9 protein-coding genes are annotated in these 11,952 nt (G+C 43.7%); 6 read left to right on the forward strand and 3 right to left on the reverse strand.

Features of this window, described 5'->3' with window-relative positions:
• Positions 1-276: 276 nt before the first annotated feature.
• The 4 genes from HXY43_RS14175 (at position 277) to purF (ending at position 6,045) form a co-directional block, all read left to right on the forward strand.
• The gene (locus tag HXY43_RS14175) at positions 277-762 is read left to right on the forward strand and encodes an allophycocyanin subunit alpha-B (protein ID WP_026733553.1); all 486 of its coding nucleotides are present in this window, start codon (positions 277-279) and stop codon (positions 760-762) included.
• A gap of 703 nt (positions 763-1,465) precedes the next feature.
• Complete coding sequence (locus HXY43_RS14180) at positions 1,466-1,852, forward strand: Uma2 family endonuclease (RefSeq protein WP_290883863.1); 387 nt, start codon at positions 1,466-1,468, stop codon at positions 1,850-1,852.
• A 32-nt stretch (positions 1,853-1,884) separates the two neighbouring features.
• Positions 1,885-4,362: a phosphoribosylformylglycinamidine synthase subunit PurL gene (gene purL, locus HXY43_RS14185; RefSeq protein ID WP_290883865.1), complete on the forward strand. Its 2,478-nt coding sequence runs from the start codon at positions 1,885-1,887 to the stop codon at positions 4,360-4,362.
• A gap of 183 nt (positions 4,363-4,545) precedes the next feature.
• Positions 4,546-6,045, forward strand: coding sequence for an amidophosphoribosyltransferase (gene purF / locus HXY43_RS14190; protein ID WP_290883867.1), 1,500 nt, complete (start codon positions 4,546-4,548; stop codon positions 6,043-6,045).
• Positions 6,046-6,149: 104 nt separating this feature from the next.
• Here purF and HXY43_RS14195 read toward each other — a convergent pair whose 3' ends face one another.
• Both HXY43_RS14195 and HXY43_RS14200 read right to left on the reverse strand, forming a co-directional pair.
• Positions 6,150-7,910, reverse strand: a complete 1,761-nt coding sequence (locus HXY43_RS14195; RefSeq protein ID WP_290883869.1) for a serine/threonine-protein kinase — start codon at positions 7,908-7,910, stop codon at positions 6,150-6,152.
• Positions 7,911-8,034: 124 nt separating this feature from the next.
• The gene (locus HXY43_RS14200) at positions 8,035-9,642 is read right to left on the reverse strand and encodes a peptide ligase PGM1-related protein (RefSeq protein ID WP_290883871.1); all 1,608 of its coding nucleotides are present in this window, start codon (positions 9,640-9,642) and stop codon (positions 8,035-8,037) included.
• A gap of 724 nt (positions 9,643-10,366) precedes the next feature.
• On the opposite strand from HXY43_RS14200, the gene HXY43_RS14205 reads away from it, so the two are divergent.
• Both HXY43_RS14205 and HXY43_RS14210 read left to right on the forward strand, forming a co-directional pair.
• A complete protein-coding gene (locus HXY43_RS14205; RefSeq protein ID WP_290883874.1) occupies positions 10,367-11,227 on the forward strand; it encodes an SDR family oxidoreductase in 861 nt (286 codons plus the stop codon).
• 135 nt (positions 11,228-11,362) lie between these two features.
• Complete coding sequence (locus HXY43_RS14210) at positions 11,363-11,620, forward strand: hypothetical protein (RefSeq protein ID WP_026733560.1); 258 nt, start codon at positions 11,363-11,365, stop codon at positions 11,618-11,620.
• Here HXY43_RS14210 and HXY43_RS14215 read toward each other — a convergent pair.
• A complete protein-coding gene (locus HXY43_RS14215; protein WP_290883876.1) occupies positions 11,617-11,919 on the reverse strand; it encodes a N,N-dimethylformamidase beta subunit family domain-containing protein in 303 nt (100 codons plus the stop codon). The two genes, HXY43_RS14210 and HXY43_RS14215, sit on opposite strands and share 4 nt — an antisense overlap.
• Between the last annotated feature and the right edge of the window lie 33 nt (positions 11,920-11,952).

The raw sequence follows: 11,952 nt of genomic DNA on the forward strand, positions 1-11,952 counted from the left end.
AGTTAGTGGTTAGTGGTTAGTGGTTAGTGGTTAGTGGTGAGCCAGCGCGCTCCAAAGGGGGTTCCCCCATGAGCGACTGGCGTAGACGCCCATCAGGGCGGCTTCTCGTAGAGTACCCGGAGGGTTAGTGGTTAGTAGTTAGTGGTTGTTAACTATGCCCAATGCCCAATGCCCAATACTCACTCCCTCACTCTCCCCATCTCCCCATCCCTCTTCACTTGTGTCCACAAGACTCGTTAAACTAGCAAATAATAAATCTCGTGATTTCGATAAATCATGACTGTAGTAAGCAACGTTATTCTCAAAGCCGACGACGAACTGCGTTATCCTAGCAGTGGCGAACTCAAAAGTATCAAAGACTTTTTGCAAACTGGCGAACAGCGGGTACGCATTGTCAACACCCTGACTGAAAATGAAAAAAAGATAGTTCAGGAAGCTACCAAACAACTTTGGCAAAAGCGTCCTGATTTTATCTCACCAGGAGGTAATGCTTACGGTGAACGTCAGCGTGCTTTATGTATCCGTGATTTTGGCTGGTACTTGCGCCTAATTACTTATGGCGTACTTGCTGGCGACAAAGAACCAATTGAAAAAATTGGTTTGATTGGCGTCCGAGAAATGTACAATTCCTTGGGCGTTCCCGTTCCTGGAATGGTAGAAGCTATCAACTGTTTGAAAAAAGCCTCCCTCGATCTACTGAATGCGGAAGACGCAGCCGAAGCTGCTCCTTACTTTGACTACATCATTCAAGCGATGTCTTAATGCAAAGTAAGTACGTAATCTCTGCACGAACTTCCGCTTTACTAGGATTGAGTGCAAGATAGCACCTGAAATTGATTGTAATTTCTTAATACCATCATACTCCCTACAGTTAGTAGTGGCTTTGGCAGAATCTTTGTCAAGTTACCAACGGACTGTGGGGAAATTTTATTGGTTAGTGGTTAGTAGTTAGTAGATAGTGGTGGACAACTAACCACTAACCACTAACTACTGACCATTCACAAACAAAAAGCCGACAGCATTCGCAAGAAGTCTGTCGGCAATTAGTGTGTTCCCTATTAATGACTCGGCTAGAGTTCAGTTGTGATTTATTCTCTCGATTTATCGATCGCAGGAATAGGATCTTAATCATGAACATTTGTGATTTTCATCACTGGATTGCCGATCTCGATTTGTGTATAACACAGATTTGTATTTAAATTTTTCTGAATTGATGAACATTTTATGAAATAGTTTTTTCTCAAGAAACAGTGAAAATACGGTAATGTAGCTGACGGCTTTAAGGAATGATTTAACTGTAGAATGAACCACTAAGTCACTAAGACACCAAGAATTGAATTTTTTATGACAAATAGAAAATTAATTGATCTGGTTGTTTGTGCAACGCTATCACTGTTGACCCATAGAAATCCATGATATGCAACGATAGGCTACCTTAGACGTTAATAGCCACAAGGATATTCCTATGACTATTAAACGTCCAGATATGAGAGTAGGTAAGGAGCCAGGCTCATGCTATTACATCCAAAATGAAGCGCTAGTTAGAGGCAAAAATAAACTAGATTTTACTCAAGATCCACCACCAGATTTAGCGATAGAGAAAGATATTACCAACATTTCCCTCAATCAATTGGAAATTTATGCAGATTTGGGCGTTCCCGAAGTCTGGAGATACGATGGTAGCACACTGGGTTTTTACCAACTCCAAGATCAAAAATATCTAGAATGCAAATTCAGCCCCACTTTTCCATTCTTAACTGCTAGCAAAGTAATCGAGTTCCTAGAACAGTGCCAAAAATTGGGTGTAACAACTGGGTTACGTCTTTTACGGGAATGGGTCAGAAATCGGTAAAATATACCTTTGTCCCCTTGGTGCATACTTTCATGACCACCACGTCCGAACCTCCCTTTTCCCCTGAAGAAATTGCATCTGAAGGTCTGAAACTTGAAGAATACCAAGAAATAGTCCGGCGGTTAGGGCGTCATCCTAACAAAGCTGAACTGGGAATGTTTGGGGTAATGTGGTCAGAGCATTGCTGTTACAAAAATTCTCGCCCTTTACTAAAACAATTTCCTACCACAGGCGATCGCATTCTTGTCGGGCCTGGTGAAAATGCTGGTGTTGTAGACTTAGGCGATGGACTGCGACTTGCTTTTAAGATCGAATCTCACAACCACCCCTCCGCAGTCGAACCCTTTCAAGGAGCTGCCACAGGAGTTGGAGGCATTCTTCGGGATATCTTTACAATGGGTGCGCGTCCCATTGCCGTTTTAAATTCCCTCCGCTTCGGTTCTTTAGAAGATGTCAAAACCCAAAGACTTTTTAGCGGTGTTGTTGCAGGAATTGCCCATTATGGTAATTGCGTTGGGGTACCCACCGTTGGTGGTGAAGTCTACTTTGATCCCGCCTACTCTGGCAATCCTTTAGTCAACGTGATGGCACTGGGATTGATGGAAACGCCAGAAATCGTCAAATCTGGGGCATCTGGCATCGGCAATCCAGTGCTGTATGTCGGTTCCACCACTGGACGCGATGGCATGGGAGGTGCAAGTTTCGCGAGTGCGGAACTTAGCGATGAGTCAGTAGATGACCGCCCAGCAGTCCAAGTGGGCGATCCATTTTTAGAAAAATCTTTAATAGAAGCTTGTCTGGAGGCATTTAAAACAGGTGTAGTTGTCGCCGCCCAAGATATGGGTGCTGCGGGGATCACTTGTTCTACCTCAGAAATGGCAGCAAAAGGCGGTGTGGGGATCGAGTTTGATTTAGATAAGATTCCTGTACGAGAAACGGGAATGATTCCTTATGAATATCTGCTTTCCGAATCTCAAGAAAGAATGCTGTTTGTAGCCCAAAAGGGACGCGAACAAGAATTAATCGACATCTTCCATCGTTGGGGACTTCATGCCGTTGTTGCTGGTACGGTTATTGCCGAACCAGTTGTGCGGATTCTGTTTCGGGGTAAAGTTGCAGCAGAAATCCCTGCGACAGCATTGGCAGAAAACACGCCCCTGTATCAGCGGGAATTATTGGCGGAACCACCAGAATATGTGCGTAAAGCTTGGGAATGGACACCGGATTCTCTTCCCCCATGTACAGCTGCCGGCATCGAAATTCAAGGACGCTTGCATACTTGGCAAGATATCCTGTTGACTTTGCTGGATACTCCCACTATCGCTTCTAAACGTTGGGTTTATCGTCAGTACGATCATCAGGTACAGAACAACACGGTGATGTTACCTGGTGGTGGTGATGCTGCTGTTATTCGTTTGCGCCCCCTGGAAGACGCGGAAAAAGAAGACGCGGGGACGCGGGGACACACAGACGCGGGGAATCAAGAGGACAAGGGGACACGGGGACACGGGGACACGGGGAATACAGATGAAATACTCTCCGCGTCTTCTTCCCAACGCGGTGTAGCGGCAACAGTAGATTGCAATCCTCGGTATGTTTATCTTGATCCTTACGAGGGGGCAAAGGCAGTAGTAGCAGAAGCAGCCCGCAATCTCAGCTGTGTGGGTGCAGAACCTTTGGCAGTAACTGATAACCTCAATTTTGGCAGTCCAGAAAAACCCATTGGTTACTGGCAATTAGCAGAAGCTTGTCGCGGTTTGGCGGAAGGTTGTCGAGAAATGGCAACCCCTGTCACTGGTGGTAATGTCTCTCTTTACAACGAAACTCTTGATTCTCAAGGCAATCCCCAACCAATTTATCCTACTCCTGTTGTGGGAATGGTGGGACTGATTGCCGATTTAAGTAAAATATGCGGTCAAGCTTGGCAAGCAGAAGGCGATGTTATTTATTTGTTGGGTGGATCGTCTTCACAGTTAACTTTGGGTGGTTCGGAATACTTAGCTACTATCCACGGCACTGTGGCTGGCAAACCGCCACGGGTGAATTTTGATTTGGAACGACGGGTGCAGAAAGTTTGCTGTGAGGGTATTCGTCAAGGTTGGGTACGTTCAGCCCATGATTGTGCTGAGGGTGGTTTGGTAATTGCTCTGGCTGAGTGTTGCATCGCTGGTAAACTGGGTGCAGAAATTAGCCTAGCATTACCTGCAAATAATCTAGCTGGCGAGATACCTGCACCGCGTTGGGACGAAGTTTTATTTGGTGAAGGTGGTGCGCGAATTATAGTTTCCGTAGTGCCAGAACAACAAGAAAATTGGGAATCCTACCTCCGAGAAAATCTCTCTCAAGAGTGGCAAAAACTTGGCAAGGTTGGGAATGCCGAAACGAGTTTGCGGGTTTTAACCCCTGATAATCAAATTTTAATCAACGCTAGCATTGAAGTGATGAGCGATCGCTATTCAAATGCGATCGAAAGGCGTCTAGCCATTTACACCACTACCTATGAAGGCTAAAGAATCTAAGAATGAATAAAATTTCATACTTTGGATGCTTTACATTTTGCGCTTAATTAGCTTTCGCGAAAATAATAATTACGCTACTGTTTTAATGGATGGTTAACCATCTATTAATATTTTGGCAACCATTCATTTACATATTCCTAATGACTTGACACCCTCATCAGGAGCAAAGCTAGCATGATCCCCACCCATCCCGCCACTGCGGATGACCAGCCTCTACCGACTAATAACTCAATGAATTATCAGGAATCTCGACCAGATAAGCCAGAAGAAGCTTGCGGTGTTTTCGGTATCTATGCACCAGGAGAAGATGTTGCCAAACTCACCTACTTTGGATTATATGCTCTCCAACATCGGGGGCAAGAATCTGCTGGCATTGCCACTTTTGATGGTGAACAAGTACACCTGCACAAAGACATGGGATTGGTATCTCAAGTCTTTAACGAAGCAATATTAAGCAACTTACCCGGTAACATCGGCGTTGGTCATACTCGTTATTCCACCACTGGTTCTAGCCGCAAAGTTAACGCCCAGCCTGCTGTTGTTGATACTCACTTAGGTAAACTAGCATTAGCACATAATGGAAATTTAGTCAATGTCAAACAGTTGCGAGAAGAGTTATTGCAGAAAAACTGCAACTTGGTAACTACGACTGATTCCGAAATGATTGCTTTTGCGATCGCAGAAGAAATTAACGCAGGTAAAAACTGGCTAGAGGGTAGCATTAAAGCTTTTGATCGCCTGGTTGGGGCATTTAGTCTAGTGATTGGTACACCTGCTGGTGTCATGGGTGTTCGCGATCCCAACGGCATTCGCCCCCTAGTCATTGGTACTTTGGAAAGCGATCCGGTGCGTTACGTGCTTGCTTCTGAGACTTGTGGCTTAGACATCATTGGTGCCGAATATCTACGGGATGTGCAACCAGGCGAATTAGTCTGGATTACAGAAAAAGGTTTGGCTTCTTATCAATGGCATCAACCGCAGCAGCGAAAGTTGTGTATCTTTGAAATGATTTACTTCGCCCGTCCCGATAGCGTCATGCATAGTGAAAGTTTGTATAGCTACCGGATGCGATTAGGGCAGCAATTGGCAGCAGAATCTCCTGCTGATGCTGATATTGTGATTGGTGTTCCTGATTCTGGGGTTCCCGCCGCCATCGGCTTTTCTCAAGCCTCCGGTATCTCCTACGCAGAAGGACTGATTAAAAACCGCTACGTTGGGCGTACATTCATTCAGCCTACCCAAACCATGCGAGAATCGGGTATTCGTATGAAGCTCAACCCACTCAAAGATGTATTGTATGGCAAACGAGTGATAATTGTTGACGACTCGATTGTGAGGGGAACTACTAGCCGTAAACTCGTCAAAGCCTTGCGTGAAGCCGGTGCATTAGAAGTGCATATGCGAATTTCCTCGCCGCCAGTGACTCACCCGTGCTTCTATGGCATCGATACCGATAGCCAGGATCAACTAATTGCTGCTACCAGATCAGTAGAAGAAATTACTAAGCAACTGGAAGTAGACAGCCTCGCGTATCTAAGCTGGCAGGGAATGTTAACAGCAACACGAGAAGATTCCCAAAGCTTTTGTTCTGCGTGCTTTACGGGAGATTACCCCATCCCTATACCAGAACCGCTGAAGGGTTCTAAATTGATGTTAGAAAAAATTACGGTGTAGTTAGTTAGGGGTTAGGGAATAAAAATTATGAATTATGAATTATGAATTATGAAATTTTCAGCATTCATCATTCTCACCTAGTTCCCATTCCCTAATCCCTACTTTTATTGACGCCAGCCCAAAAAACGTAACCCAGGCACAATTAGGTAATGACTCACCCCCAACCAGAAACTGATAAAGACGCCGATCGCACTAAAAAAAGCGATCTTCCATAATAAACCTTGCCAACTGTTGGTGAGACTAAAGAAGTTATCAAACACGGTTGATGGTTGCTGTCCGATACTCATCAAAAAGGCAAACGGAAGCGCGGTACCAAAAGCAGCCATGACAGCATAGACTATGTGATGGCTGCGAAGTCCCAACCCAAGGGTAAGTAGGGAAACAGCAGCTAAAATAAATGCTATTAATCCTTCACTGCCTTGTTTTGGCGTCATTAATTGCAAGATGAACCAGCCGAAGCCATAGCCAGCCATCCCCATTAGGGAAGCTACGAGAAACCGCCGTCGTTGACGATAACCTCCTGCCGCTACAAGTCCCCAGGCAGTTCCCCAGCCAGCACCTGCAAATAAAAGCATCTCTGACCCCAAAACAGGTTGAGTGTTGCCCAGCAATACAGCTAGCTGACTAGACAAAAATTTGCCAGTTTCTAAGCCCCAGCTTGTGTGGAATGCTAAAACGTAGCCAATAAATGTACCTATACAAGTACCAATACAGGTTAAAATCATTGTCCAGATTGTATCTAGACATGCTCGTAAAACTTGGGCGATCGCCCTTAATGTTAGAGCAATAATTTTCCTGATAGTTTGAGTAAGGTTAGTAACCGCTTTCTGAATAGTTCTTCCTAGTTCCCAGAAAAATGCCCAGAAAAATGTCACAATCTGGGTTATGCTCCTAATTGGTCTAATCTTGTTGGGTACTGCTTTGTGAATTTGGGCTAAACGTCTTTGAATGATTTTCGCGTTTGCTGGACGCGATCGCGCATCTTCCTGCATCATGTCATCCAGCAAATCAGCAAGCTGCGGGTTAACTTGAACGTGCCTGCGCCAGTTTAATTGTTCCGTCACCGGATCTTCTAAATCTGCTGGATGCTTGCCCGTCAGCAATTCAATCATTGTGCGACCGAGGGCATAAAAATCAGCTGTAGGCCCAATATTCCCACCAATCAATTGTTCTGGTGGACTGTAGCCAGAAGAAAACAATTTTGTAGATCGCGATAAAGACCTAACAACTGCCTTATCAAATTGTTTCGCCCCACCAAAATCAATTAGTACCAGTTGACCCCTCCATTCCTTCCCTTGATAAGGAGAAGACTTAGGTGAGGTACGCAGCATCAAATTAGAAGGTTTGATGTCACGGTGAATAATATGGCGTTGATGCAAATGTTGTAAAATCTCTACAGCTTGGGTTAACCAGTTTAACACCACCTCTTGTGGGCATCCCTGAGGATAGTGCTGATACAGTATATCCTCCAAAGTCAGTCCGTTGATTTTTTCCATTACCAAACAAGGCAAAATTTGCTGCCCTTGGGAATGTGACCAAATGCGTTGAAAATAACCATCTGATTCGACTCTAGGGACACCTGGATGCCGCAAACTGCTTAAAACCACTGCTTCCTGGGCAAACAATTCCTGTGCTTTTGGTGAATCTTCGATCAGCACCTTCAGCACCTTTTCTGTTTGCGTCTTTTGATCCCAAACTGTGTAAATTTGGGCGAAACCTCCCGAACCTAAACGCGCTGTAGGGATATAGCGATCTATCAGCCGTAGCGGCGCACCACAGCAATTGCAGAACTTGTTTCCCCAAGGCTGGGGATAAGGACGCAGACAGTCAGGATTTATGCAGTGAATCTCACTCTGGTTAGACACAACCCCTCAAAGACAAAGGCTGAGTTGATTGTACACAACAGAGGAATAGTTAGTGGTTAGTGGATAGTGGTTAGTGGATAGTGGTTTACAACCAACTACTAACTACTAACCACTAACAATCCTCCTAATAACTAAATCCATCCCAAGCAAGGGGAAAAGTGTGTTCTGAAAAACAAGAAAAGTTATTATCGTTACTGTAGGTCTCTTCATCCAGAACTTTGACGACTTTATTATAAATATCTTCTGCCTGTTGGGGAGAATCGCCAATGCTGGTTAATCCCAACTTGCCAAACTGGGAGAGACAACCCATGAGATGAAATACTGTACCTGTTTCTGTGCCAGTGTCGAAGTGCAGCCTGTGATGGGCAATGATATCCATTAAGTCGTTGGGTAGCAATCCTCGATAGCGGTCTTTTTGGAGGTTATCGGTGGCAATATAGTATTTGGGACGCCCTTGTTGAGAGTAAAACAAGCCTGTAGAAAGCTCATAGCGACCGTTAGTTAATAATTTCAGAGTCATAAAAGGATGGGTAGTCCCGCCTTTACGCAGGTTAATTTCAATTGCTTGCAGATCCCACTGTCCATCCTCTTGAAGAACGGCGATAAAATCGACTCCATATCGCTCTAATGCCCCTTTCTCTGCCAATTTTCTGCCAATTTTTAAGCCTATTTGCTGTATTTGCAGTCGATAGGCTTCATCGGCAGGGAATCGACAACCAAGATAAACTTGTCCGTCCGGGCCGCCAAGAATTTGGTCGTGGGTGGACAGGATTTCCGCTTCGCCTAGGGGTGTGATGCGTCCTTGCACGCTTGGCGATCGCTTGATTTCCCCTTCTACAAATGCCTCCACAATTGCCCCTAATTCAGCTATCCGTCCTGAAAAATTTTCCCAAGTCTCTTGTTTGGCTTGAAAACGCAGCTTAGGGAAGCGATCGCTTATGGCTGCTACCCTTTGGGTGTGAGAACCATGAGGAGGTGCTAAATCCGCGATCGCTCTTAAGTCTAACAGTGCATTCCCTTCTCCGGAAATGCCCTCGTTGAGTTTTACCACCATTCTTTTTAATGTTGGCTGGCGTTCCCACAAATCAGCAGCAACTTCTGCCAAATCAGCAACACTCGTAACTTTGCCGCTGCCGTCTGGATGCGGTACTCCGCTTTCTGCAAAGATTTGGCGGCTGCCACTTTTCGTCCCCCAAATCTGCAACTCTGGGTCAGCAGCGTACAGTGGTACACCTAATTTTAAAGATAATTCTGCTTCTAATGGTGTTGAATTATAGCAGATCATAAATGACTTGTCTAGCCTTAAGGCTTGACGAATGCGATGGAGTAAGCGGGGGCGTTCTAAAATTTTTTGGCTAAGGGGTTTGAGGGAAGAATCATAAGTAGAAAGTAGCAACAAGCGATTGCGAGCATGAGAAAAGGGGATGCCTGGCAACAGTTGTAAATAATAGTCGATGATGCTGGGATGGAGTGGTACAGATGTGACATAAATGAGTCTGTTGCGGGGATTCCACAAGCGAATCAAGGAAAATAACAGTCTTTCTTCATAATGCTCATAGCCTTCAACTTTTTTGAGTTCTCGCTGGTCAATACTAAGGGAGGGAACGACTAAAATATCTACATCGCTGTCTTCAGCAGGGCCTTCAATACTCTGCCAGCGATCGCGCAAACTCGCCTGAAGAAGCTGAAACTCGTCAATTTGCCCTAAATTAGAAATGCTCAGAATTTGCATAAGACTACCCCTGCTTTGCCCCCTAAGCGGGTTTTATTAATCTCAGATATATCCCAAAGAATAATCACTGACCACAATTTGTTAAAGAAAATCAAATTATTCATTGATGAGTTTCTATTAAACCTTCATACTCTTACATCATTTTCTTTGGCGAACAGTTCGGAAAGATTCATGAAAAATAATATCTCAGCAATAGAAAAAGGTGACTGTTAATTTGGATGAGTCCATCATCAATCATCCATTACGCACCTTCAAAACACAAGTGTGGAATTTATTACCAAAGTAATACCTAGAAGAAGTAAATTTTACAGGTTATATTTATTTCTAAGGATTGATAGATTTTAAGTTGCTTTATATCTAGGGAATGATAAATCATAATCACAAAACAGTTAATTTAGATGCAGAAATGAGCAATTATTGATTGCGGTAGAGTCATGTATTGAGGTTCCCTGATTAGATTAATAGTGTGCTTTAGGAGTGAGGATAAATTATTGAATCTGTGTGCTTTTGCTCCAGCGGTAATTAGTACACTAAGCACTCCATTTGTCGGATAAAAAACTCACAGATGAGCGTAAGATTGCAAGCACTAGCAATCAACCTTGGATTGAATTTTCGATCCAAGGTTTAATTTTGAAAATGTTGTTTGTTGGTTGTTGGCTGTTGGTTGTTCCAAACAACAAACAACAACCAACAAACAACCATTACTTTTTTAAAGGAATGATATATGCCAGAAGAACAATCATTACAACCACCACAACAGCAAGCACAACAACCAGGTATTGAGTCAGAAATGACGCCAAAACCGAAAGCAGATGATTCCCAGTATCAGGGAAGTGGCAAGTTAAAAAATAAAATTGCATTGATTACTGGAGGAGATAGCGGTATTGGTCGTGCTGTGGCGATCGCATTTGCAAAAGAGGGTGCAGATGTGGCGATCGTTTATTTAAATGAACACGACGATGCCAAAGAAACCAAACATTTGGTAGAAGCACAAGGGCGGCGTGCAGTCACTATATCTGGTGATATTGGTGATGAAAGCTTTTGTCAGCATACTGTCCAACAAACAGTAGATGAGTTTGGCAAACTCGATATCCTGATCAACAACGCTGCTGAACAGCATCCACAAAAAAGCATTGAAGATATTAATAAAGAACAACTAGAGCGAACTTTCCGCACTAATATTTTCTCAATGTTTTTCTTGACAAAGGCGGCAATGAAACACCTCAAAGAAGGTAGCGCTATCATCAATACTAGTTCAGTCACTGCTTATAAAGGCAGTCCCGAACTACTTGATTATTCTTCTACAAAAGGTGCTATTGTTGCTTTTACTCGTTCTCTATCCCAAAGTTTAGTAGAAAAAGGAATTCGCGTTAATGCTGTAGCCCCCGGGCCAATTTGGACGCCTTTAATACCCGCAACTTTTCCAGAAGAAAAAGTTGCCAGTTTCGGCGAACAAGTACCCATGAAACGGGCAGGACAACCAGAAGAAATTGCACCAAGCTACGTATTTTTAGCATCGGATGATTCTTCTTATATGTCTGGTCAGGTGCTACATCCCAATGGTGGTGTAGTAGTTAACGGCTAAGAAAAAAAGAAAAAGGTAAAAGGATAGATTCTTGCCTTTTACCTCTTACCTTTCATTAGAGAGATGAATATATATTGAATTATTGCTAATATAGCAGGGAAAACTTATAAATTTATATAAATATTAACTACGACCATGCCATCTCAAACACCATTGCAAGGTACGGAATTAGTAGATTGTGCGAGAGCAAATGCCAAGCAGGGCATAGAAACTGCTGCTTACCAATGTGGTTATGGCGATGATTTAAATACATTTGCACGAGAACTACGAAAAGCTTGTGAAGAAATGAATTTGCAAGTTAAAGAACTCAGTGAATTAATTACCGACCAGGAAATGACACTGAATTTGGGTGAAGGCGAAATTGTTGCTCCTGAAAGTGAATCAGAGCTTTAATAATCCTTAGTCTCCAGTCTCTTTGAATTGTCCAGCATCTGAGTAAGAATGTTACGTGTTATGGCTTGAGCATCAGTGTTTAAAACTGAGGGTCGTAATTGCGGTACGTTATAGTCATCTAGCCCCCAACTCCACTGCATAGAACCTGTTGCAAAAACTGTTGCACCGGAATCTGTAGTGTAAAATGTCATATCTGCGTATCGAATATTACGATCGCGACGAAAGGGTGAATGGGCAACGCGAATCGTATTGACTGGGGCGTTGGCAAACATGCGATCGACTTCATAGCTCGCATTCAATGAAACCAGTTGACCGATCTACAATTGGCGGTG

Source organism: Fischerella sp., from assembly GCF_013388695.1.
Lineage (GTDB): Bacteria > Cyanobacteriota > Cyanobacteriia > Cyanobacteriales > Nostocaceae > PCC9605.